16 protein-coding genes are annotated in these 26,134 nt (G+C 41.9%); 1 reads left to right on the forward strand and 15 read right to left on the reverse strand.

Annotated features, from left to right (window positions below):
- Positions 1–98: 98 nt before the first annotated feature.
- Both secF and secD read right to left on the reverse strand, forming a co-directional pair.
- A complete protein-coding gene (gene secF, locus AB5Z01_RS04640) occupies positions 99–1,079 on the reverse strand; it encodes a protein translocase subunit SecF (RefSeq protein WP_118123798.1) in 981 nt (326 codons plus the stop codon).
- The gene (gene secD, locus AB5Z01_RS04645) at positions 1,072–2,454 is read right to left on the reverse strand and encodes a preprotein translocase subunit SecD (RefSeq protein ID WP_117863641.1); all 1,383 of its coding nucleotides are present in this window, start codon (positions 2,452–2,454) and stop codon (positions 1,072–1,074) included. Before secD ends, secF begins: the two co-directional genes overlap by 8 nt.
- A 315-nt stretch (positions 2,455–2,769) precedes the next feature.
- On the opposite strand from secD, the gene serS reads away from it, so the two are divergent.
- Positions 2,770–4,053, forward strand: a complete 1,284-nt coding sequence (gene serS / locus AB5Z01_RS04650; RefSeq protein ID WP_287215799.1) for a serine--tRNA ligase — start codon at positions 2,770–2,772, stop codon at positions 4,051–4,053.
- A 166-nt stretch (positions 4,054–4,219) separates the two neighbouring features.
- On the opposite strand, the gene AB5Z01_RS04655 is transcribed toward serS, so the two are convergent.
- The 13 genes from AB5Z01_RS04655 to AB5Z01_RS04715 form a co-directional block, all read right to left on the reverse strand.
- Positions 4,220–10,678: an Ig-like domain-containing protein gene (locus tag AB5Z01_RS04655; RefSeq protein WP_332008706.1), complete on the reverse strand. Its 6,459-nt coding sequence runs from the start codon at positions 10,676–10,678 to the stop codon at positions 4,220–4,222.
- 60 nt (positions 10,679–10,738) lie between these two features.
- Positions 10,739–11,215, reverse strand: a complete 477-nt coding sequence (locus AB5Z01_RS04660; protein WP_118164074.1) for a hypothetical protein — start codon at positions 11,213–11,215, stop codon at positions 10,739–10,741.
- Positions 11,212–12,969, reverse strand: a complete 1,758-nt coding sequence (locus tag AB5Z01_RS04665; protein ID WP_118164076.1) for a serine/threonine-protein kinase — start codon at positions 12,967–12,969, stop codon at positions 11,212–11,214. Before AB5Z01_RS04665 ends, AB5Z01_RS04660 begins: the two co-directional genes overlap by 4 nt.
- A 126-nt stretch (positions 12,970–13,095) precedes the next feature.
- Positions 13,096–13,869, reverse strand: coding sequence for a PP2C family serine/threonine-protein phosphatase (locus tag AB5Z01_RS04670; RefSeq protein WP_195221708.1), 774 nt, complete (start codon positions 13,867–13,869; stop codon positions 13,096–13,098).
- A gap of 127 nt (positions 13,870–13,996) precedes the next feature.
- A complete protein-coding gene (locus AB5Z01_RS04675; RefSeq protein WP_287215793.1) occupies positions 13,997–15,454 on the reverse strand; it encodes a DUF6382 domain-containing protein in 1,458 nt (485 codons plus the stop codon).
- Positions 15,455–15,510: 56 nt separating this feature from the next.
- A complete protein-coding gene (locus AB5Z01_RS04680) occupies positions 15,511–16,890 on the reverse strand; it encodes a WG repeat-containing protein (RefSeq protein ID WP_195221706.1) in 1,380 nt (459 codons plus the stop codon).
- 86 nt (positions 16,891–16,976) lie between these two features.
- Entirely contained in the window at positions 16,977–17,747 is a 771-nt protein-coding gene (locus tag AB5Z01_RS04685; RefSeq protein WP_195221705.1) for an A24 family peptidase, read from the reverse strand.
- 180 nt (positions 17,748–17,927) lie between these two features.
- A complete protein-coding gene (locus AB5Z01_RS04690; protein ID WP_195221704.1) occupies positions 17,928–19,331 on the reverse strand; it encodes a TadE/TadG family type IV pilus assembly protein in 1,404 nt (467 codons plus the stop codon).
- A 79-nt stretch (positions 19,332–19,410) separates the two neighbouring features.
- On the reverse strand, positions 19,411–20,151 hold the full coding sequence (locus tag AB5Z01_RS04695; RefSeq protein WP_287215788.1) for a hypothetical protein: 741 nt from the start codon (positions 20,149–20,151) through the stop codon (positions 19,411–19,413).
- 35 nt (positions 20,152–20,186) lie between these two features.
- Entirely contained in the window at positions 20,187–20,927 is a 741-nt protein-coding gene (locus AB5Z01_RS04700; protein WP_118164092.1) for a hypothetical protein, read from the reverse strand.
- A gap of 56 nt (positions 20,928–20,983) precedes the next feature.
- Positions 20,984–24,985 (reverse strand): DUF5702 domain-containing protein, encoded by a 4,002-nt coding sequence (locus AB5Z01_RS04705; RefSeq protein WP_287215785.1) that lies wholly within the window; start codon positions 24,983–24,985, stop codon positions 20,984–20,986.
- A gap of 59 nt (positions 24,986–25,044) precedes the next feature.
- Positions 25,045–25,800, reverse strand: coding sequence for a TadE/TadG family type IV pilus assembly protein (locus AB5Z01_RS04710; protein WP_287215784.1), 756 nt, complete (start codon positions 25,798–25,800; stop codon positions 25,045–25,047).
- Between the two features lie 110 nt (positions 25,801–25,910).
- Positions 25,911–26,126, reverse strand: a complete 216-nt coding sequence (locus tag AB5Z01_RS04715) for a Flp1 family type IVb pilin (RefSeq protein WP_117897104.1) — start codon at positions 26,124–26,126, stop codon at positions 25,911–25,913.
- Positions 26,127–26,134: the final 8 nt, after the last annotated feature.

The raw sequence follows: 26,134 nt of genomic DNA on the forward strand, positions 1-26,134 counted from the left end.
AATTGCACAGACTGCTTTTAGTCACAACATAGAATATTTTTGTTTTTTGCGCTGTCTACTTGACAGGGGGCGGGTCATAACATACCGTCCATAAAATTTTATCTTCTTGAAGTCTTTTTCTTTGTGCTGCCTGTCTTTGAACCTGAATGTGACTTCTTTGCCTGATGTTTTTTCCAATGTACCCACAGTGTAGGTGCGATACAGTTAGAAGAATAAACACCTGATATCATACCGATGATAAGTGGGAAAGCAAAGCTCAGGATAGATGTTACTCCGCAGATTATGCAGACGATACAAACTGTAGCCATAGCAAGAACTGTTGTAACAGTTGTATGGATAGAACGTCCCATTGTCTGTGTAATGGAGAGGTTTACAAGATCCTCAAGCTCCATTTTGTTGCCAAGAAGATTTTCATTCTCTCTGATTCTGTCGTAAATGATGATAGTTGCGTTGATAGAATATCCAAGGATAGTCAGCAGAACTGCCATAAAGTTTGCGTTGATGTCAAATCTGCATATTACAAAGCAACCGTATACCATGCACATATCGTGTGCAAGGGCAACTACTGAGAACACACCTGCTGAGATACCGCCTATCTTTTTAAATCTGAATCCGATATAAATGATAGTGATGACCATTGCCAGTGCGCAAGCAGCAAGGCACTTGAAGAAGAAGTTCATACCGCTTGAAGCTGCAACGTCGTTTGACTCATAAACTTCTATGTTATTATCAGGAAAGTCCTTTTCAAGGGCTGTTTTCAGGGTGTTCTGCTTATCATCGCTTATACCCTTTGTTGATGAGAATTTTATCTCTACTGTCTTTCCTGCGTTTCCTGTGTTTTCGCCAAGAGTTACTGTACATTTATCTCCGATACTGTCAGAAACGGTATTTGAAACGTCAGAAGTCTTTATATCGCCCTCATATGTATAAGTCAAAACTGTACCGCCTTTGAACTCGATAGCCACGTTAAGACCTATAACGAATGTAAGAATGATAAAAATTGCGATAAGTGCGCATGATATGGAATAAAATAACTTGCTGTGACCCACAACATTCAGGGTCTTTCTTTCTTTACTCATTTATTTCAGCACCTCCGTAAAGCTTGCGTTTCTTAAAGCACTTGAACTTTGAGAGGGACGAAAGCATAAGTCTTGAACAGAAGATACCGAATACAAAGTTCAGGAGGATACCTACAAGGAGAGTATATCCAAGTGAATAGATAGTACCTGCTGTGCTTGCGCCGAATACTGAGAATACAGGGCTGAGAAGTGTTCCAAAAACGCTGTCTGTAGGTCCGAAGGCACCCATAAGGATTATTGCAACGAATACTACTGTGATGTTTCCGTCGAATACTGCGCTCCATGCTCTCTTATAGCCAAGCTCGATGGCTCCGTTAAGGGTCTTGCCGTTATTAAGCTCTTCCTTTATTCTCTCGGCTGTGATAACGTTAGCGTCAACGCCCATACCGATAGAAAGGATAATACCTGCGATACCAGGGATAGTCAGCGTAAAGCTGTCGATGTTTCCAAAGAAACCTGTGATGCAGGCGATAGAACCTATTACCTGACCTATAAGTGCGATAGACGCAACAAAGCCCGGCAGCTTATAGATAACGATGATATATGCAGCGATAACGATAAATGCGATAAGTCCTGCGATGACCATTGCATTTTTTGCACCCTCACCCAATGTAGGTGAAATGATGTTCGTGCTTGTTGTTTTAAGGTCGAATGGGATAGAACCTGCATTTATCTTATCTGAAAGAGCTTTTGCGGAATCATATGTGAATTTGCCCTCGATAACGCACTCACCGTCAGTGATAGCTGAATTTACGCTTGGGGCAGAAATGCACTTATCGTCCATCCAGATAGAGATAAAGCCTTTTCCGGCAAGCTCAGTTGTAGCGTCAGCAAAAGCTTTTTTACCGCTGTTATTGAGTGTCAGGCTTACAACATACTTGATATTTCCTGTAGTTTCGTCCTGTGTTTGTCTTACCTCAGCCTTTTTAACGTCATTTCCTGTAAGCACCTGCTCGCCTTTTTCTTCTTTACCCTTTCTGAATACAAGCTTTGCAGTTTCGCCAAGCTCAGAAACGGCAGCCTCAGGGTCAAAGCTTTCTTCGTTAGCCTGCCATGGAAATGAAACCATTACCTTATTTTTCTTATAGTCTACATAGACCTCGCTGTCTGTGATATTAAGGCTTACAAGTCTTTGCTCGATAACAGCCTTTGCAGCGTCCATTTCTTCCTTTGTGGCGTCGTAATTATCGGCAGGTTCAAACGTAGCATTTACGCCACCCTGAATATCGATACCCCAGCGGATATCTTCAACGCCCTTGATATAGCTTGTTTTTATATCTCCGTACTGAGTATGTATTCCTGCATAAGTGAGATAACCAAATGCAATTATACACAAAAGCACGATAAAAAACACGGGTTTTTTAACTTTTCGCACCTTTAATCCTCCTGATAAATTTATTAAGCCCAGAGGCTTTTTTGCCGTCAGGGCACAATACACCCATAACGAACACATTCACCTTATAATTATAAAACGTTTGATACAAAATGTCAATAGTTTTTATGAAATTCGCACTGTTACTTATATCATGATAGTATTTTATCTATGAAAAAAGTTCTCTCAAAACCTGTTTCAAAAGCCTGTTTTAAAGGGGCTTTGTCTTGACAAAATCTCCTTTTAGTGATATTATTAAAAGGATAAATATTGCGACGTAAGGAAATTTTTTTGCGTCAGCTAAAAGGAGTATGTAAAATGATAGATATTAAGCTTATCCGTACAAATCCTGAGCTTGTCAAGGAAAACATCAAGAAGAAGTTTCAGGACGAAAAGCTCGTTCTTGTTGACGAGGTAGCTCAGTTTGACGAGGAATACAGAGCAGCCAAAACAAAGGCTGACGAGCTGAGAAATAAAAGAAAGGTAATGAGCAAGCAGATAGGCGGTCTTATTGCTAAGGGTCAGAAGGACGAAGCCGAGAAAGTAAAGGCTGAGGTATCCGCTATCGGTGCTGAGCTTGACGCTATGGCTGAAAAGGAAAAAGACCTTGAAGCTAAGATCCGTGAGAGAATGCTCGTTATCCCTAACATAATCGACCCAAGCGTTCCTATAGGCAAGGACGACAGCGAGAACGTAGAGATCGAAAAGTTCGGCGATCCATTCGTTCCTGATTATGAGATCCCATATCACGTTGACATTATGGAAAGCTTTAACGGCATCGATCTTGACAGCGCAAGAAGAACATCAGGAAACGGCTTCTATTATCTTATGGGCGACATTGCAAGACTTCATTCTGCAATTCTTTCATATGCCAGAGATTTCATGATAGACAGAGGTTTCACATATTTCATTCCTCCTTACATGATACGTTCAGACGTTGTTACAGGCGTTATGAGCTTTTCTGAAATGGAAGGCATGATGTACAAGATAGAGGGAGAGGATCTTTATCTCATCGGTACTTCTGAGCACTCAATGATAGGCAGATTTATCGACACTATCATTCCAGAAGGTGAGCTTCCAAAAACTCTCACAAGCTATTCACCATGCTTTAGAAAAGAAGTTGGCGCACACGGCATCGAAGAGAGAGGCGTTTACAGAATACACCAGTTTGAAAAGCAGGAAATGATAGTTGTCTGCAAGCCTGAAGATAGCATGGCATGGTATGACAAGCTGTGGCAGAATTCTGTTGATTTCTTCCGTTCACTCGATATCCCTGTAAGAACACTTGAGTGCTGCTCAGGCGATCTTGCAGACCTCAAGGTAAAGAGCTGTGACGTTGAGGCATGGAGTCCAAGACAGAAGAAATATTTTGAAGTTGGTTCTTGCTCAAATCTTGGCGACGCACAGGCAAGACGTCTTGGCATAAGAATAAAGGCAGAGGACGGCACAAAGTATTTTGCTCACACTCTTAACAACACAGTTGTTGCACCTCCAAGAATGCTTATCGCATTCCTCGAGAACAATCTCAATGCTGACGGAACAGTTAATATTCCTGAGCCACTGAGAATGTACATGGGTGGCAAGGACAAGATAACAAAGTAATAAAGTACGAAATATAAGAAAACGGACAGACGAAAAATCGTTTGTCCGTTTTTTTGATATTCCCACAACATAGGCAAACAAAAAAAGAGGCGACCAATGGTCGCCTCAAAAAAATCAATAATTCATCGCCAAAGGCGATACCTTAATTCCTCATTCCTCATTCAAATTAGAAGCGTCGTTTCTTTCTCACGATAAGAACGATAATGAGAATTATCACAACAAGCAGTCCTGCCGCAGAACCGATAAGAAGCGGTCTGTTTGTGTAGAACAGTACCCAACGGCTCGTTGTTACACGAACGTTGTCAAAGGTCTGCTTGCTTGAGTTGCCTGCCATATCCTTGTAGGATACCTCAACGCTGAGCTCTTCACCGTTGTTTGCGTTTATCGAGAATGTGAATGGCTCTGCGCTCTTTTGCATTTGCGTTACTTGGTCTGTATCCCAGCTGTATGCGTCCTCGCCGTTTATCTTTACTGATACCTCGGAAAGTGCAACGTTGTCTGTAACGCTCATTTTTACGTCTTTCTTTGCGGTGTTGTATACCTTGCCGCTCTCAAAGTCTGATACTACGCAGACAGGAGCCGTGGTGTCTACCGCAAAGCTAAGCTCTGCGCCCTTGCTTGCGCTGTCGGAAATGTTCTCAGCCTTATCTGTGGAAACGACTGCAATGTTGTATACGCCGTCGTCCGCAAAGACATCACGCTCGATAGTGTACTTGTACTGATACCATTCGCCATCCTTGCTGACCTTTTCACGCTTATATCCGCTCTTGTCAAGGTCAAGGTTCTTGTTGTCTCTGAACACGTTTATTGTGGTATCCTGCGGAAGAACTTCGTCAACGTTGGTCTCATAGATCACAACTCTCGAGGGAGCTACAAGATACTTGCCGTTGTTATCGGCGGTGTTTTCGTCGAATGTGAATACTGAGCCGTTTCGGTTTACAGAGAACGTCATAACCTCTTCGCCGTCGAATTTTACGTCCTTGCCGTTGATATCAGCGGCCTTGCAGATGTTTTCAGATTTGTCCTTTACTGTGCAGTAAAGTGTGTAAATTCCGTCGTCCTTGAGGTCGTCAAAGGTGAAAGTCTCTCCGCCGTCCTTCTTTTTCTCGGTCGGCTTGAGGGTGTTTTCCTTATAGCCCTTTTGGTCTGCGGCGATGTACTTGAGGTAAACGTCCGCAGAGCTGAGATTGATGTCAGCCGCCGTAACGCTAAGGCTGAGCTTGTCGCCGTTGTTTGCTGAATTTGGCTCAATGCCGCTTATTGCGAGGGTCGGCTCTGTGTTATCGATAGTGAAGCTGTATGAAGCCTGCTGAGCGCACTCGTTGCCTGCCTTGTCACGACCTGTAACTGCAACTGTGTAATCTGCGTCCTTTGTGAAGCTTATCTCGGCGGTATGAGTATCGCCCTTTGACTTCCACTTGCCTATTGTCGGTGTCTCAACAACCTTGCCGTCCTTTGTGGAAGTGAGGGCTATCTTCATACGCTTTTCATCAAAGTTGTGCTCGTTTACTGTGACTGTGCAAAGTCTTGAACCGCTGTAAAAGCCCTTTTCGGCGATCTTTTTGTCAAATGTCACATCAATGGCGGGTCTTATCTTGTCGATCGTGAAAGACTTTGGCGACTTTGAGTTGCCGAAATCTGCGTCCTTTGCGACGTTTGAAGCATTATCCGTGCAGGATATATCAAATGTATAATCGCCGTCAGCAGAGAATGTGACTTGTGCTGTGTGAGTAGTTTGATCTGGGTCTGCGCTGTTTTCATTTGTCGTCCAGCCGCTTATCTTAGGGGCTGTGGAAGAAGACTGTATGCTTATCTTCACCTTATCGGGATCGAAATTGCGCTCACTGATAGTGATGTGCGCTGTTCTGTCGCCCTTATAGATATCCGTATAGGAAGCGTCGGGGTTATTGTTGTCATATGCGACTGTGATAGTCGGCGCTGTGGTGTCGATTTTAAGGCTTATGTTCTGTGTGGAATAATTTCCGCTGTTGTCATAAGCTGTGACCTCGACTGTGATATCATTTGAATTGTTCTGTGCAGAGTCAACTGTTATGCTGCCTGTCCAGCCTGTTGAAAGGTCGCTCTTTCTTGTGTCGTCCTTTGCTGTGAAGCTGTAAAGGGTGCCGCTCTGCGTGACTCTGCCGCCGTTTCTTACACGATAGGAAACTGTTTTAAGTCCCGAATAAACGTTATTTTCAGCGATAGCTTCCTTTACGCTGATGTTTACAGGTACAGAGCCGTTGTAAATTTTAGAGCTGTTCGTGCCCGAAATTGCGATAGAAGGGGACTTTGTATCAACTATAATGCCGTTTGTGTTTATGTAGCTTACGTTGCCTGTCAAGTCTGTTATCTTTGCATACACGACAGACTGAGTATTGTTGTCAAGTGTGATATCTGAGCTGTTTTTCCAGCCTGTTTCACTTGAAAGTTCGCCAATAGTCTTTTCATCATATGCGATGATATACTGAGCGGACTCAACGCCGCTGAGGTTGTCTGCTGACGAAAGGCTGCCATCGAGAGCCTTATCGCTGAAGCGTGAAAATGTTATTCCACCAAAGAAGCCCGACCAATCTGAAACGCCGTTTATTGAGATAGTGCCTGTTGGTGCGGTCTTGTCGATTACAAAATCGCTTACGGCTTTCTGTCCGCTTGTGATATCTCTTGATGAATTTTCCGCAAGATCCTTGCAGGAAACGCCGAAGGTGTAATTCTTTTCGTCTGAGAATTTTATCTCGGCAGTATGGGTATCGCCGCTGTTTTTCCACTTGACGGACTTTGAATAGCCCTCGCCTGTGAATGTTACCTTATCGGCTTCAAAATTGCGCTCTGTGATGGTGATAGTTGCGGTACGGTCACGGCCAAAATACTTTGAATTTCTTGCGTTGTTGTTATCAAACTGCACCTTGATCGTCGGCGCTGTTTTGTCGATAACAAAACTTTCAGAGAAATTTTCTGCTGTGTTGCCGATCTCGTCCTCTGCCGTTACGGAAATGGTGTAAACACCGTCGGCTGTGAAGTCATATTTTGCGGTGTAATAAGACTGTCCGCCCTGCTCTTTATAAGTATAGCCAAGATCCTTGAAAGTCTTGCGTGTGGTCTTGCCGTCCTTTGATACGATAACGAAAGTGTTATCCTCTGAGAAATCGGCTGTGGAAACTGTTATCTCTGCCTTTCTCGCCTTGCTGTAATATGTTGCGGAGCCGTTTGAAGCGCCGTTATTGTTGTCATATTTTACGGCGATCTCAGGATTTGCTCTGCCTATGATTATAGTGCAGTTTTTGTCCTCCCCTGCGATGTTTTCCGAAAGCACATAGGTGTTCGTATTGCCGCAGTTGTCTGTTACATAAAGGGTCAAAGTGCCATAGAAAACTGTATCGTCCTTGAAAGGCAATGTGACTTTAACAGTGCTGCTGCCTATCTGTCCGTCAAGAGATATTACTTGGCTCTTATAGCTTTGAGTTGTGCCTTCCTTGCCCTTGACAGGGGTGAACTCATAGTAATATTCTTTAAGTCCGCTGACATTATCCGTGAGAGCGATATCAAAGCTTATATCCTGTGAGGACTTTATCTTGCCGTTATCGTCTGCAGGGATATTGTGTGAATTGCGAAGATATTCGACCTCTGGCTTTGTTTTATCCACATAAAATTCGATCGTCTTTTCGTCGCTGTGGCCAACTTCGTCCGCCGCTATCATCTTGATAGTGTACTTGACTTCTTCATTTGCGTTTACTGTGAAATCGTAAACCGAACCGTTCTTTTTACAGCTGTAAACGCCGTCTGTATTGTCCAAAAGCTCCTTGACTGTGAACTGCTCATACTCTGCTTTCTCAGCGGTCTGCTTTGTGATATAGAGCACGGAATTTTCATAGTTAAGAAAATCTTCCGTTACGTTAAATTCGGCTTTGCTTTCCGAATTATAATAATTGTCCTTTACATTGTCGCCCGAAATAGTCATATCGGAGATAACAGGGTTTGTGGCATCTACGGCAAAAAACTCATTGCCTTTGAAATTTGTGGTGATCGTGTCAGAAACATTTCCTGCCTTATCATACAAAACAAGGTCTATCTTGCCTGCAAAGTCCGCCTCAATTCTAATGTCAACATACTTGCTGCCCGTCTGTTCATCGATCTTGATATTCTGCTGGTCAAATTCAAAGGACTGTGAGGAATACTTATCGTCATAGCCCTCAGCCTTTTCGCAATTGACCTGCGCTTTTGTTATACCACTGACATTATCGGAGATATAAAGTCTTAACATTCTCTCGCCCTTAACGAAAACTGTGTCATAAAAGCTTGAGAAATAACAGTCGTCAATTGCCATTCTTTCAAATTGCGGAGCTGTGCCGTCAACACAGATATTGTTGACTCGATAAGTGAACCTGTCGCCCTTATCTACTTTATATGTGCCCGAAATGAGGATATAATTGTAATTGCCCTGATCGGCTGTGAAGCTTACCTCGCCGTTTTTAACAGTCTTTCGCTCGACAGAGCTGTCCTTTACAAGAAGAACTTCGCACTCGTCTGCGATCGGGAAAGAATTTTCGGTATTGATCTTGAAAGTAAAGTCCTGTGTTTTAGACTTCGGGTTGAAAAACTCTCCGCCCTTTACTTCTTTGCCGTCGGCATAAAGCTTTATTTCAACGTTGCGATCGTTATACTCAACTGTGAAAGTCTTTTCAACAGGAGCGTTTGAGCGATCCTTTGCGGAGATAGTGAGCTTATAAACGCCCACTTCATTGAAAATTATCTTTTTATCTAAACCTGACTTATATCCCGTAAGGTCGATATCCGTTGTTTTGCCATTAATAGTATAAAAAGCTTTCACCTCTGCAAGGTTGTCATCGGAGGCCTTGAAATAGAGGCAGTTATCTCTTATTGCAACGGAAGCCTTATCTTCAATTGACTGGCGGTCGCCGTTTTGGTCGATAAAAAGTCCAAGCTCTGGGGCAATGTTATCCCACTCGATAGACTTTTTAAGGCTGCACTTTCTGCCTGACTGGTCTGTATAGGATACTTCTATCTCGGTGTTTTTATAACCATCGCTCTCCAGCGGTATTCTGAAAGTATGTACATTGCTTTCACCGCTGATCTCACCGCTTATATCCTTAACTTGAACAGACTGAACTGCTCCAGTATTTTTAACGCTCACGTCCAAATTATTATCAGAACTGAAAGCGTCTTTTCCATTCCATATATCCTTGACTGTGAAATAAAAATATTTGCATTTGGAATTCCTATAAAGCTTTTCACCATTCTTGCTGTCAAGCTTTTCGAGGTCTGTTCCTGCGGTCATTTCTGGGGCGTTTAAGTCGATATTAAAATCTATCCTGTCCGTTGTGAGGACTTTATCACCCTTCTTGACTTTCAGGTCAAGACTATATTTATCTTCCTGATCGAATGTCTTGCCGTAATAACTATCACAATTTTCGCCGTTGATCTCAAGATCTGTGCCGTCAACAGGTGAAAATGTCACGGCGCTGTGATACCAGTCAGAGGAAACTTTCTTGCCTGTGATATTGTAATATGTATCGGTAAATTTGAAAGTTTTCTCAGCTCCTGCGCTGCCATTATTGTCGTATGCCTTGACTGTTACAGTTCCAACATAGCCCTTAGGGTCGAGTGTACATTTGCCGCTTGCCTTGTTATATCTAAGCTCAACGATTTTGTTATCAGTCCACACATTGAGGGTGTTCTCGGCTTCGGCAGGATAATATGAAATATCAAAGTCAACGACCTTGTCCTTTGGATACCATATGCTTGCAGGGTCGTTGATAAAAACGCTGCCTATGACGATCTTTTTAGTTATTGCTGTGACAGTCATATCTTTCGTTACGTTTTTGATCGTATAGCTGTAAACGCCTTTGTCAAAGTCCGTATCTTCGGCCTTTATCTCTTTTATCTCGTCGTTGTCTATCTTAAAGCCTTTGAAACTATAATACTGCGCAGGCTTGAAATTCACCTCCGCAGATTTGCCGCTAAAGACCTTGATAGTATTATTGCCGCCGTTAAATTCGCCGTTTTCGCCCTCGAGTTTGATCTCAAAGCTCTTGGTTTTTTCGTCAAAAGATTTCGCCGTTATAAGCTGCACTGAATAGTTCTCATCGGCCTTTGTCATTTTTATGGCAACAGCCCCCGAAAGCTTTATCTCTTCGCCTGTTTCACCATAGAAGCTTTCTTTCTGCTTGAATTTCAGCTTGTAAAAATAAACGTCGTCAACTTTTGTGCTCTTATCGATAAGCTTGTCCCATTCGTTTTCTTGACTGAGTTTGAGATAAAATTTTGAGCTGTTCTCCTCGTCAGCCTCGATATCGAACTTGACGTCGTCGCTTTCAAAGCCCACATAGTCGGAAAGTTCTTCCACTGTTAAAGCCTCGCTATGCCCATTGTCCTTGAATATGGCCGAGCCGAAATCAAGCATTACCGAGTCGTCAGTAACGGTCACTTGACAAAGGCGTTCCTTTATACTGTCGTTATCCTTTACGTTCCCGTCCGACTGGTCAGCACCAGCGAAAACGTCTGTTGTGCACATTGAAAGCACAAGCACAGAGGCTGTCATAAAGGAAGTCACTCTTTTGCCGAGCTTAAATTGCTCTTTGTAAGCAATTTTTTGTTCTTTGCACTTCATATACTTATTTTTCCTCTCCTTTTTCAAATTTCCTATCCTAAATTGCAAAAAATCGCAATTTTAAATCGCATTTCCCTCACAAAGGGTTATATCCTCGCAGACCACAAAGGCTATCTGTGTATTTTGCATATTTTGATCTTGCTGCATATCCTGCGCTTGCGGCTGAGCAGCGTTTGCGCTTACGCCTATGACAGTAGTTTCGCCATAACCAGCGCCGAGCACCGTTGTCTCGCCGACGGGCTGGAGCACGGTGGTCTGACTTTGGGACATATCATACGCCATAAGCTTGTCTGTCATATTTTTGTTGTCAATGCTGACAGCTTTGAGCCCGCCGCTGACTTTTGGAAGCTCTTTGGTGGTGGTGATATTCTGCTTGTTTTTCAGCTTTTTGACTGCATTTTTCTGGGCGAGACCCGAAAGCTCTGATATGACTTTGCTTATCCTCAGCAGGAAAAACAGCAGCACCGCCGTCACAAACAGCGCACCAGCCAGCACAAAGCTTATCACAGACAGCAGACTAAGATTTTCAACGCTCATTCTTTATCCACCGCCTTTTCAGTTTCGTCTGTTTTATTTGTATCATCTGAATTGTCTGAATTATTATCAGCATAAGCCGTTGTTATCTTTGTTTTTGCGACCTCAACAGCTTTTTTTGTTTCAAGCTTCAATGAAGTGAGCTTTTCCGAGCTTTCAGAGATATCATCAAGGCTTTGCTCTATCTGCTCAACGGCTGAAAGGATATCGTCTTTTTTCACGCCGTCAGAGGCGAACTTGTCGCCATACTGCTCAACGGAATTTAGTATCGCATTGTAAAGCTCCAGCTGGACTATCTCAGCCTCGTCACCCGACTTTATAAGTTTCAAAAGGGACTGATAATTCTTGAACAGCGTTTTATACTCGCCAGAATCGTTTGCTTCCGTTCTAAGCTGGTCTATCTGCGCATAGAAATTGCCGATATCACGATAGATAAGCGCCATATTGTACTTACTGAAAGTCTTGTCAGAATACTTTGCGGCGTTATCGAACCAGCTTCTTGCCGATCTCATTCGGATTATCTTGTTCGAGTCCTCGTCGCCGGAACTGTTTTTGCCGTAGGAATAATAATACCAATAAAGCTTGCCCGTCTCAAAGCATATCTCGCCATATGTGGCTGGGGCTTTTTTAAGCTCCTCCTCGTTCTTGTTTATGATATTCACAAGAAGCTGCTCCTCGTCAACGGAATATTCCGAATCTGACTTCATTGCCAATATAAGTTCAAGGTAGGCAGTTTTGTCCGCTGGCTTTATCTCTATCGCAGTCTGACAGATATCCATTTTCTGTGTTATATCCGCAGTCTGCTTTTCTTCTTCGATAAGATGTGCATAGTTGTTATTGCGCTTTGAATTTGCCATATGGTCAAGGACAAGACCCGATGTCAAAAACGCCGCTGACAAGACTAAAGTCAGCGAAAAAGCGAACAATCTGCGCTTTTGCTTTTTTCTGTACATATCGTCGAACTTGTCGTAATTTTCGATATCATACAAAAGCTCCTCGCAGGACTGATAACGCTGGGCAGGGTCTTTTTCGACACATTTGAGTATTATCTTTTCAAGTCCCGATGAAAGCTCGGGGCGTATCTCTCTTATGGGGCGCATTTCATATGGCGGCTCGCAGGGGCTTTGTCCTGTCAGCAGATGAAAAAGCGTTGCACCAAGTCCATAGATATCAGTTCTTGCGTCGGTCTGACCCTGTCCGCCGAACTGTTCGGGGGCTGCATAGCCGACTGTTCCAAGGCAAACTGTATCTGAAACGTTGCGCTCTTTAAATTCTCTTGCCGTACCAAAGTCGATAAGCATAACCTTGCCGTCAGGTCTGAGCATAATATTTTCGGGCTTGAGGTCACGGTATATTATCGGCGGCTTTCTCGAATGGAGATAGATAAGCACATCACAGAGCTGTTTTGCCCATTCTATGACCTTATCCTGCCGCTGTGCGCCGTATTCTTCAAGTTCCTTTTCCAGCGATCTGCCTTCGACATAATCCATTACAATAAGAAAAGTGTTATCGTCCTCGATTATATCCACTATGCTTGGCAGATTTGGATGGTCGAGCTTTTTAAGCAGATCAGTCTCAACGATAAGGCTTTGCTTTACGACTTGAAAGTCCTTTACGCCGTCCTTTCTGATCTCCTTTATAGCCCATTGCTTGTTGGCCTTTTCGTTCATCGCAAGATAAACGACGCTCATTCCGCCCTGACCTATTTTATTGAGTATTTTATATTTGCCGTCAATAACGGAACCGATCGTCAACATATCTGCAAACTCCTAAACTTTCCAATTTATATGATTTTCAATTTTATAACAAAGCTATATGATCTAATACATCGACAGGTAACGGGCGAACAATGTTCGCCCCTACAATTATACTCCTGTCATTTTTTATATAGTTACCCTTATAACAGCGGCGGTGATATTATCGCTTTCACCACGCTCCATATTGAGCCTTATAAGCTCATCTGAATTGCGGTCGGCTGTGTCCTTGTCTTTGAGGACTTTCGGCGCATAGGAGCGTAGAAGCTCTTTATCGCTAACAAGGTGGCGAAAGCCGTCGCTGCAAAGCAGGAAGGCTGTATCCTGTGTGACAGCGCCCTCAATGAACTGGGGCGTAACGGAATTTGAAGCGCCTATACATTGGAGCAAAACGCTTTTTCTCGGGTCTTGTTCCGCCTGCTCTGGGGTCATTCTGCCCTCTCTCACCTCTCGTGCAACAAAGGTCTGATCTTCGGTGAGCTGGGACAAGCTTTTATTCGTCACGGCGTAAAGTCTCGAGTCGCCGATGTTGATGACGTAATATCTCCCCTGCGCCACAAGAACTCCGCAGCAGGTGGTACCAAGCTTAATCCCTCTGCTTTCGCCATAGGTATGTAGCTTTTTGTTGCAGATATCAATAATATTGTTCCAAGAGCTGAAAAGCTGTCCCGAAAAATTATCCGCCCCGAGCTGGAAAGGCAGGGCGTTATAAAACCAATCCGAAAAGGCTGATATCACCGTTGCGCTGGCGGTCTCCCCCTCAGAAAGTCCGCCCATTCCGTCGCAGATAAGCCCGAAAGCCACCTCGCCCAAGGCTGTGGAAGCTGTTTTGACTGTACAGGCATCTTGATTATTCTCTTTTACATTACCTCTATTACTCCGAGCAGAAACTAGATATGCCAAAATAGTAACTCCTTTTTTTATTCGCATACGCTCCATAACGGGCGAACGCTGTTCACCCCTACACACACAAACACACATTTACGTATTTTATGGTTGACAACGTCCCACATACTTTTGAATTTATTTATCAGAAAAATCTAAATTCAAATTCCTCGTTTGCGAACTTTATTCTTGTATTCTCTTCAAGCTTTATCTCAACATTGCTTTGAATCATTGCGCCGTTGACGTATGTATGATTTGTGGAATTTGTGTCAACGATGAAATAGTCGTTTCCACGCTTAACGATATTTGCGTGGCTCCTGCTGACTGCGGTGTTATCAGAAATGCAATAATCAACAAAGCTTGCTTCTTTTCCAACTCTGAAAGGCACTTTGTTTATCTCGATAAGTTCGTTTGTCTTATAGCGGTAAAGCTTTGGCGTGCAGTTAGCTGAAAGCATATCCTTGTTGAGGACAGTTGTCATTGCCTGCTGTGGAGCGGCTTTCGGTGCGCTCTGCTGGAATGTTATCCCCGGCTGGACGTTCATCTGCTGGGCTGGGATAGAATGCATAGGCTGATTATTTGCCATTGGTGCAACATTCTGTGCAGGCTGTGGATTATTCGGCATAAGCGGACCTGCGGAAGCCTTTACTCCCGGGATAGCCATCTGCGGTGCGGCCTGAACGGCCTCCTTGCCCTTTTTAGGCTTCTTTTCCTTGCTCTTCTTGCCCGACTTCATAAGTCCGCCGAAAAGTCCGCCCTTATGCGAGCTCTTTGAATTATCATTTATAACAGGCGGAACGTTCTGCGGCTGGTTAGGCTGATTTGGAACATTTGGTATGTTTGGAATATTCGGTGTATTAGGTCTCTGCATATTCTGAACTTGGGTACGCTGGATATTCTGGATATTCTGGATATTTGGAGCTGACTGAACATTTTGAACATTCTGCATTGGAGCAATTGGCGTGATCAGCGCTGCTGCGGAAACTGTCTGCGGAGCGCTCATTGCGTTCATAACAGGCTTGTCCTCTTCTTCTTGAACATTGCCGAGAAGCTCTTCCGCAATGTTTCTTATATCAGCAAATGACATCTTGTCGGACTTATTGAGACTGTTGAGAAGCTTTGCGATATAGTCGCAATTCTCAGTTGGGTCAAACTGTGTTGACATAAGAAGCAGCTTGAAAAAGTTCACAACATTGACGTTTGCGCCGCCCTCTTTGAGTACAGGCAGGCAGACGAGCTCAGCCTTTGCGGAGCTTACGTCCACAAAAATATGCTCAGCGTCAAGTACGATAGACTTGTCCTCGATCATATACTCTCCGCACATTTCAAATGCCTTGCAAATGCTTGAGATAACATTGAGAAAGCGTGTCTTATTGACAGTTTCCTCAAAGAACATTTTCAGCGACACCTTTGAAGTGATATTGTATTTGAAATACCTTTCCTCATCGTTCTGAAGATATATCATCGGCAGAAAGCCTTCGATATTGTTATTGAGCAGCATTCCAAGAGCTACTGTATCAAAATTCTCATTCTCGCCAAGGGTGTAAACAAGAAAGTTCGCTGTGTTGGCGTTTTCGTAATTCCATTGAACAAAGTTATCCATTTTTGCTTTCCTCCGTGATATTGGTTGTGGGTATAAACTATATAAATTATATAAATTTATTTGTCTTTAAGATCAGCGCCGTAAAATCTCAGCAGCTTCGGCATATCAAAATCGTTGTATATTACGCTGTATCCGTTTGTATCAAGGCTGTATGCGGCTGAGAACTTGTCATTTTCGATATCGGTTATGATCTTTCCGCTGCCGTCTATATAGCCCCAAAATTCGCCCTGCTGTATCGGTGCAAAGTCAAGGCAGAATGAATTTGCGTCCTCATACTGCGGCTTTATTACGATCTTGCCGTCGGTATCCACAAAGCCCCATTTGCCGTTTTGCTTTACTGCCGCAGGCTCGTCGCAGACAAACATCTTTGCGTTTTCAAATGACTCGCTGCCCACCTGTCTGCCCTTGCTGTTGTAAAGCGCATACTTTCCGCCCTTTGAGGCGAAGAAATATCCGCCCTCTGAGCAAATGCCGAAATCATTTATTATTATATCGTCAAATTCAAAATCCGTGACCATTTCGAGCTTGTCGTTTATAATGCCCCACTTATCATGCTTTCTTACAGCGGCAATGCCGTCCTCGAAAGAGCCTGCAAAGTCGTATTCAAAGTTCTTTTCCTCGAAATCCTCGTTCACATAGCCGTACTTGCCCTTGTAAAGCGCAGGAGCATAATCGGCTGTGAAAGAACCGAGATAGCTGTATTCGTGGTCTGGCACAAGCTTCTTCTGTCCGCTGGAGTTAACATAATACCAAGTGTCGTTTTCATCGCAGACAGGGATAACTTCCTTTTCCTCGCTGTAAAGACCAACATCGTGATACTTTGCTCTGAGCACGCCCGAACCATTCGTTTTGATAAGTCCAACTCTGTCGCCGTTTTCACCGTTTGTGACTTTCATATAACCCTTGCAGTAAAGATAAGCATAATCATAGTCGAGGAAAGTCTCTTTATAGAGCCTGTAAATTTTCTCATAAAGCTCGTCGATCTCCTTGCCGCTTGATTTTTCCCTTGCAGTCGTGATCACCTCAACTGCGTCATCATAAGCGTTCGTGTCGATAAGGTGGTTTATGTATCTCACATAGATATCAGACCTTGAAGGGTCTAAAGCCTGCGCCTGCTCATAGGTTTTCTCAATGCCGTCATCGTCTGCAAGCTGAACATAAGAGTCGAAAATTTTCAGCATAAGATCATAATTACTCGTATCAAGCTTCAAAGCCTGCTGATAATTATAAACAGCATCGATATAAATTTCCTTCTTTGCGAAATTCTCCGCTTTTTTCATATACTTGTCGTATTCCTGCAAGGTGGTGGTCTTGTTGTTAAAGACCGCATACCAAGTCAAAAATGGAAGTATTATCATTATGAGGAGCAGAAGCTTTTTGTTCTGCTCGCTTTTTTTGTTTTGACTGTCTTTAGTTTGAGTGTTCTGACTGCTCAAGTCCTATGTCAGCTCCTTAGTATTCTATAATTTGTGTTCGCCCGTTGATTACACACTTTTGTATTTTGTATGCTATAAAATTTTCGTCAAGCCGCCTTGCCCACAAAGCAGATAAGCACAAAATAGATAAGCATTCCAAGAAAAACGAACGGTGCAAAGGGGATAGTGTCCTTTGCCTTGTATTTTTTTATTATCATACAGCCCAGACCGCCAACAGCCGAGAGTATGAAAGAGAAAAGCATTACGGTGAGCACATTGGTGCTGCCGACGTAAAGACCTATCACCGCAAGAAGCTTAACGTCTCCGCCGCCCATTTGTCCCCTTGAAATGAGCATCATAACAAGCGCCACAACTGCGGACATCACAAATCCCAGACCGCAAACTTTCAGCACCACCTGCCACTTTGCCATATTATAAAAGACCTCGGCAAAGAGGAAAGGCACTCTTGCAACGATCATTGCGATTATAAGATCGTTCGGGATAAGCTTCTTTCTTATATCCGTATAAGCCGCCATATAAAGCAGGAAAGTATAAACGAAATACTTCATAAATCGGTAATTCGCCAGCGAATTTGACTTTGCAAAAAACGTTCCTGCGCAACATAGAACCATAAAGAACACGCCGCTTATGATAAAAAACTTCTTTTTCGCCTTTATGTATTCTTTCAGCTCCGAAAATTCAAGCATTTCGGGCTTTTTTGACTTTTCGGAAATTTTTCCAGCGCCTTTTTCATTTTTATCGCTATTATCGTTTTTATCATATTTTTCATACTTTTTATCAAAATAGCAGAAATATCTTACTAAAAAGGCCATACCCACAAGCGTTATCAGCACATTAATTATCAACTTTCCTATCAATCAAAAACAACCCTTTCAGTTTTCTTCATATTATGAATAGTAATTCAACGGGCGACCTCAGGTCACCCCTACAAACAGCGTATTTATGCAAATTGTAGGGGACGGCGAAATTTATCTGCTCGACGTTACTCGTAGATAAATTGACGTCCCACTTGTTTTGAATTTTATTAATTTTAATATCTATCCGGCCTTTGTGGTCTTATCCTTATACTGATAGATAACAGTAACGCCGGTATCATATCTTACATTCGAGGCTATATCCTCAAGGTCCTTTCGCATTTCTTCAGTTGTGTTTTCCGGCACGACAACGATGATATACTTGTTTCTCTTTGTCTTGTCAGACTGAACAGTCTTTTGCGTGCTGTCCTTTTGACCGACCTTGATAGTTGAATCAACAGCGTTGACTTTCTGATCAAGCTTGTTTGCTGCTCTCTCTATATCTGACTTGACAAAATTTATATCTATCTTTCCGTCTTTATAATATGACGCAGAGAACATATTTCTTGTCATAACCTTTATATAACTGTCCGCAGGGAAATTGCCGCCCGGCTCAACGCCGTCGGGATATGATGTCTTTGAATCAAGATAGAAATGGAAGCCCTGTCTCGACTGAGTTCTTGTACCGCTGCCAAGAGATTGCTCTATACCGCTTGCATAAGTCTCAAACTGATCGCCTATGCCTATTGTATCGTCCCAAGGTGAAACAGGCTCCTGTTTTTCTTCCTCTGCCTGTGAGCTGTCATTGCTCTCGCTCTTCTTTTCATCCTCTTTTTGTTTAGCTTCTGAGTTTGTGACGTTCGTGCCCCATATTCCCGTGCTGCCTGTTGTTTTTACAGTATATGTATAATCTATAAGACTAAATCCCATTGGCTTTATCTTATAGACCGCCACAACGTTGACGGTTTTTCCGTCTATCGCAAAGGTGGAAAGTCCGAAGTCAATGCCATCCATTCCGTCAACAACGCCCATTGCTTCAAGGGTATCGTCGATATTGCCGTTGTTGGAAATATATTTCTGCACAAGTGCTTTGCTAAGCGGCTGGGCGATGATACGGCAGACTGCGACGTTTCCTGCGCCATTTTTGAGCATTGTCGCCATTGAAGACATTATCGCCATAGGGTTGTCAGCAATACTTTTGAACGAGCCGTAAAGCTCCTGACTGGCATTTTTCACATTCTTGAAATTGTCCTGCATATCTTTATAAGTTTTAGATATATCGTCGATAGTGTTTATCTGACTTGGCGAATATTCGGAAGCGTCAGCAACGGTCGACTGAAAAGTATTAAAATTCTCAAGAAAGTCGTCCACTTTGTCGATATTTTCGTCATTAGCGTCGCCGCCGTGATTAAATCCAAGGCGGTTTATGACGTAATAATACTGCGAGACCTCCTTTGCAGTCTGGTCAACAGCGTATTGGATAGTGCTCTGTGCCCTTGTTGTGGTGGCAAGCATAGCAAGGGCCATAAACCCAAACATAAAGAAGGGCAGAACGAACGCCGCCTCGATAGTCAACGAACCGCTTATAAGCCTGCTTTTGCGCTCGACAGAACTTATCATATTTTTTATATATTTTTTTATCTTCATAGCTTTATACTTCTCATTCCCATAATATTTCCGCCGCCGTCTTCCCTAAATGCGGTCATAAATCACAAATGTATAATGATTACTCCATCTTATCCCACTCGTCCTTGCCGACAGCCATAGTTTCAGCGGCCTCTCTTGCATATGCGTCAAGCTCGTCGATATTTGCTTTGTCGTGATACTGAGCAACAATAAATCCTGCGGTATTATCTTCTTTATACTCAGACAAATTAGGATCACCCTTGACTACTGTCAGATAACCTACAAGATCAACATCCTTATCTTCATTATCATCAAAGAATGAACCTACAAATCTAACAAAAGTTCTGCCATTGATCTCTTGAATCTCACTTTCACTTATATCCAACGCAGGATTTACCATTACATAATTGTAACCATTGCTAAGATCCTTTGCCATTTGGTCGTGAACGATATCCAGCCACTCCTCCGGCTTATCTGCGTCGATAGTAAGATTATTGTATTCATCGCAAAGTTGACCTACTGAAAGGAAGCAAGAGTCATCATCATAACTTGAAATAGGATCAATAGTGCTATACACTTTCCAGTCCATATCAAAATGTTTTGAAAATCTATAATGCACATCAATAGCAATAACTCCGTACTGATAATCGACTTCTTCAACAGCAGATGATGTTTCTTCCGACTTAGAATCCTTGTCATCTTCATTTGTCTTGTCCTGTGCGACTGTTGTTTTTGTTGACTTGCTATCTGTTGTGTCGCTGTCAGCGCTGTCTCCGCAAGCACAAAGTCCCATTGTCATCGTCATTGCCATTACTGCTGCAATAATTTTTGTTGTTTTCATTAGATTTACTCCCATTATAAATTAAAAAATAATGATTACTCCATCTTATCCCATTCGTCCTTGCCAACAGCCATAGTTTCAGCGGCCTCTCTTGCATATGCGTCAAGCTCGTCAATATTTGCTTTGTCGTGTGTCTGGGCAACAATGAAACCAGCTGTGTTATCTTCTTTATACTCAGAAAGGTTCGGGTCTCCCTTAACTACCGTCAGATAACCAACGCAGTCAACATCATTTTTATGCTTATCATCATAGAATGAACCTACAAATCTAACAAAAGTTCTGCCATTGATCTCTTGAATCTCATTTTCACTTATATCCAATGCTGGATTTACCATTGTATAAGTATATCCATTACTCAGATCCTTTGCCATTTGGTCGTGAACGGTATCCAGCCACTCCTCCGGCTTATCTGCGTCGATAGTGAGATTATTGTATTCGTCACAAAGTTTATTCACTGTAAGAAAACAGGAATCATCTTCTGTGCTTGTCATTGGATCAATAGTGCTACCAATCTTCCAATCGTAATCAAAATGCTTTGAAAATCTAAAGTGAACATCAATAGAAACTACACCGTACTGATAATCGACCTCTTCAACAGCGGACGATGTTTCTTCGTCATTAGAAACTGTTGTTTCTGCCTGCGATTTATCCTGTGCGACCGTTGATTTTGTTGACTTGCTGTCAGTTGTGCCGCTGTCAGCGCTGTCTCCGCAAGCGCAAAGTCCCATTGTCATCGTCATTGCCATTACTGCTGCAATAATTTTTGTTGTTTTCATTAGATTTACACTCCTTATAAATTAAAAAATATTGAAATAAAATTAAAAACTAAAAATTAGTAACCAATGAATCCATTGTAAACCAGTCTGTCTGTACTGCTTCCATCCCCATCAAAATTGAGTGAATAAGACTCCTCGCCATTGACAGTTTTCTTTTCAAACATTCCCATAAATACGGAATCAACGTCAGCTTCTGAATGGATCTGCACCATTGTATACATCTTCGTCATATCAAAATTCTCTCTGTCAGAATCATTAAAGCCTGCGTCAGTCATTTTCTGACTTATGTTCATCTGCATAAGGTAACCGGTTCTTGCCACCATATTATCTTCATTTGCCAATATGCCAATGAGCATAAAAGCGTAAAGATATTCTTTATAATTAAGACTTATGGTAGCAGCCTTTGCGTTTGAAACATCTCCAACAGTTTTGCTGTCTGGAGCCGACTCGCCGACCTTGTCAAGTCCGCTCGATACCTTTTCCGATATTCCGTCAGAAAAATTATTCAAAGCCTCATTGAGTTCTTCCTTAACGTTATCTTCTGTACTATTAAGAGCTTCTGATACCTTTCCCTGTAATTCTCCGCTCAGATCAGTTATTTTTTTTGCTATCTTACCTCTAAGTTCATAAATATAACCTGTTTCCGTGTTAGTGGCAGCATCGACTTTTTTGAACAAATCATTAATTTTTCCTATTATAACTTCTGATTTATTACCTGCCGCTTCCTTTAAACTATCGTAAATCGTATCTGCAACTTCACTTATTTTTCCTTCAAGATACTCGATAGCAACAGTCTTTGCCTGTCCGTAAATATCATCTGTTGAGTCTTCTTTAAGCTTATCAAGACAATTTTGAAGTTCTGATTCTATCTTATCTTTTCCCCAGCTGGAATCCATTTTGCCTAAAACGCCCTTTATACCATTCATAAATGGTGTAACAGTCGCATTTATGACTTTATCTGATACATCTCTGATAGTTTGACTTATATAATTGGTAACTTCAACACCAATTTCTGATATCTTATCATTTGCTGTATTCTCTATTTTATCAAAAATATTTGTTATCGTATCATTTAAATATTCTGAAGCCTTTTCCGTTGCTTCATCTATCAATGTAGCCGCTGTTTCCTTTGCAATGTTGATCATTCCCTGCGGCGACATCGCCCAAGTATAGGAACTCTTATACAATGGCACAGATTTGCCTAAGCATAATTGATTCAAGTCATACGCTGATTCCGCCAATGCAAGGGCTATTTTCAAAACAGTCTGAACTATCGGCACGCCGAAAACCGTCCAGCCTGCGATAACTGTCGCCCACTCAAATGTCAGAGCATTGATATCGGGAGCGGACATTGCGTATATAAGATTAAGTATGAACCTTATTCCGAAAATAGAAGCCTTTGTCTTATTGACTGCACTGCTAGGAGTTCCGCCCCAAAGGATATATTCGCACTCTCCGCCGTAATATAAATTATTGTCCTCTGATATTACGATGTTGCTGAGCGTTCTTTCAAAATTAGCCGTATCTTCGTAAGTTTTTCCCGTTGATGGATCAAGATTAGTTGTATAGCAGCTGAACATATTCCGCATATATTCAACAAGGTAAAGCTTGTCACGGCCTGTCGCTGCGATATTGCCTACGGCTTCAAGGAACGAAGTCGTCTCTTCACCGCTCATCGAATCGGCGGTGTCTGTGACATTGTCATCGCTGGAACCTTCCGGGTCTGTCGGGTCAACACCGATATCTTGTTGCGATTTTGAATTGTTCGTCACCATTGCGTCAAGAAAGTCCGATGAAACATCTCCCGAAAGTGTCTTGTCGTTCTTGGCTTTTTCCTTCGCCGAAGTGACCTTGCCCTTGTCGATAAGAGCTTCCTTTCCTCCATCGCTGGCTTCGCTTTTTTCTTCCTCTTCAGTACCGCTTTTATATTCAAAGTTTGAAGCAAGATATTCAAAGAACTGCTGATTTTCCTCTTGAGCCTTTGTGGTAAAACCACTTTTTGTAGAAAACTCGTCATTTTCAAGCAGTCTGCAGAAAGCTTTAAAGCTATTACCTGTATCTGACTCAAAATTTGCCTTTGCACTATTTATAGCCGCTGCCATACCATTGCTGTCAACGGTATCCGGCATTATTTTTGACTTTTTGAAATCTTTTTCGTAATCCGCCTTTTCTACCTTACTAGAGTCATATTTTTCTGCAAGCTTATTTCCACAATACTTTAAAGATTTTATCCTATCTAAAATATCTTGATAGAATTCCTTATTGACTATTATGACCTTGTCACGAAGAGCCTCAACATCAGCTTTTTTCAGCGGCTGTGCTTCGCTCTCATAGTCTGAGGTCATAGTCTGCTTTGAACTTTTGTCAGTTACCTTATCTATTTTATCCTTCCATTTTTCGCCCTTTTCTTCAGCACTTTCAATATCGCTTATGACTGCATTCAGATCTTTTTCGATAGCCTCATATTTCGATATCATTATAGTACAATCATCAAAGACAAGTCTTATCTGCTTATTTGCCTCAACCGCAAGGGACTTTACTTTATCTTTATAACTATTTGCATAATTATTCGTATAATCTGCTATATTGTTGATATCACGAATAAAGCCCTCTATATTTTCAAAATATTCATTTATTTTACAATTGTTACCTTCACAAGAATAAAAATAATCCTTAAGTGCCCATATATTCGCAAGATATGTTTTATTGTCATCATTATTTATCCAATTATTTATAGTCTGCTTGAGCTGATAAACCTTAATGACATTATCTTCACTTAACTCTCCATTTATATTAGACTTTTGAGACTTTATATCATCTACAAATGACTTCATTGTTCCATAAAAGCCACCTTTATAATCGGAACTTACTTTAAAATCAGTCTTTTCATCATTCATCTCGCAACCAGATGTGAGACCTATATTATTACTTTTAAAATATTCCACATTAGACAGTACGCCCTCAAGACCTTTATGAGTATAGTCTTCATTAGTTACTGTATGGCCCTCTTTAAGACCTTCACCCATATTTTCTGTTGCTTCTGATGATTTATTACTTATTTCATTGTAAAGGATCACATTAGAATTAACATTTAGCTTATCTGCACTTGTGTCCTCAAGGACCTTTATATAAACAAGATATTTACTTATGTTATCATAATTTTCCTTTGCAAGCGAAACTGTCTTTAAATATGCGTCCTTGAATAACTCTATTTTATTCTCACAGTCTGCTTCGATCTCATATCCAAGTATATCCTGCGTTACACTTGTATGTTTTTGTTTTCTTGCTTCATAAAGTTCGTTATAAGCCGTCTGACAGGAATCACCTACCTTCTCAAGCTCTTTTTCATAATTCATCTTTGCCTTGATAGCCTTGCTCTGCTTGTCAAAGCCGCTAAAGCCTGAGAACTTGTTTATAAGTTCCTGTGATACCGCAACAACGCCACGATACTTCATATATTCTAGTATCTGTCTCTTGAGTATGTTTGAATGATATACCTCAGAGCCGCCGACATACGATACATCGCAGGTGGCATTTGTGAGCTTTATAAGCGTGTCAAAATCCGCCGAACCTTCGCTGCCTGCTGTTGAAAGCCAAGAGGTAAGGCTGTTTATGTAATCTCTTGTGTATGAATCCGTTGTGTCGAGGTCGCTGATATTGCTGAGAGAATTGTTGAAATATCTCTCGAGATTGTTCGTAAGGTCGTCCTCAGTTGCGCTCATTGCGAAAATTCCGTAAACGTCTTTGAGAATTTCATTGTAATCAGAAAGCGCCGCATTCATCGTAAGGTCGCTTGCGCCCGAAAGCACTACGTTTGCGGAATTGACCCTTGAAAGGTCAACGATCGTTCCTGCAAATGTGAACATTGGTACCATTATAAGCACAAGAAAAATTGATATTGCGCCATTGATATTCTTTCTTATTCTTTCTCTTGAGCGTTTTTTCTTTGGCTTGACGTCATTATCAACCTCTGAAAAGACCGCAAGCTCTGTATTTTCATTTATTTCAGCTAAATTTATATCTGAGTTTTTAGCTTTTCTGAATTTTCTAAATATCATCAATACTTCCCCCTAAGAAAAATTTATCTGCATTTCTATATTGCTATATTTTTATCCAGTTATCCGGCCGCATTAGCAGCTTCCTTGGCATCTTTTTTGAAGGCGCCCTGCACCTTTTCTTTCAGATAAGATATCTTGTCCGAAATGTGCAGCCTGTCGCTCAAAAACGTCACAAAGTCATAGACCATATCGGTATTTCGCACAAATTCCGCTCCGTCGCAGCTTGCCGCCGTGGCAGTAACAGTAATATCGCTTGAAACGCCGTCCATTCCTATGTAGCTGAAAACCTCCGGGATAGCTCCCTCACGTTTTATGGTCACGCTGACGGTCTGATTTATAAAATAATTCTTTGCGTTTATATCGCAGGTAACGCCTCCGCCGCTTATAATGCTCAGATTGTCGATAAGACTTGTGAGAGACGAATTTATCGACTCGATATCCGAATTGCCTGCGATCGGGTCGGGATAAAAATATCTGTAAAGCTTCGCCTTCTCGTTATATATCGTGTTTACAGAATCCTGAGTGAAATACTTATTGTCCTTGAAATCAAAATTCACATTGTCCGCTGTGTGCTTGCCGACTTTTTCATAACCCGTCACAGCCATACTCTTGCTGACGATAGAAGCAACTTTCTGGGTCTGCGTGTAGATAAGCACACTTTGCAGAATATACATTCCGATATAAATAAGAAAGAACATACAGAAAAACACGATAGGAAAAATAAACGTTGCCTCAACGATAGGCACAGCGCCCTTTTCGTCCTTGATGTTTTCGCCTTTCTTCCCGAATATCCTGTTCAGTTTAATACCGATCACCCCTATAAGAATTTATGTTTATGCGTTTGTATATTTTGTTTATCTCGAATCAGCCCGCAGCAAAAAGCTGTGAGCTGTTTCCATATAAACAATAGCCTTTAAGCTTATGTTTACAGAGTTTCGATAGCTTCCTTGATCTTTTTAAAAGCTGCTGAAAGTACATCAGAAATACCATCCTTAAATACAGCAACAAGTGCAATTACAACGATGATGATAAGTACGATAGCCACCATATTTACTTCACCGCTCTCATTGTCCTTAAAAGCATTAAGCTTTGACATACCCTTCAAATATGCTGAGATCATCATTTCATTAATTTTCTTCATTTTTTTTC

The organism is Ruminococcus sp. RTP21359st1_H3_RTP21359_211015, from assembly GCF_040909065.1.
Taxonomy (GTDB): Bacteria; Bacillota; Clostridia; order Oscillospirales; family Ruminococcaceae; genus Hominimerdicola; species Hominimerdicola aceti.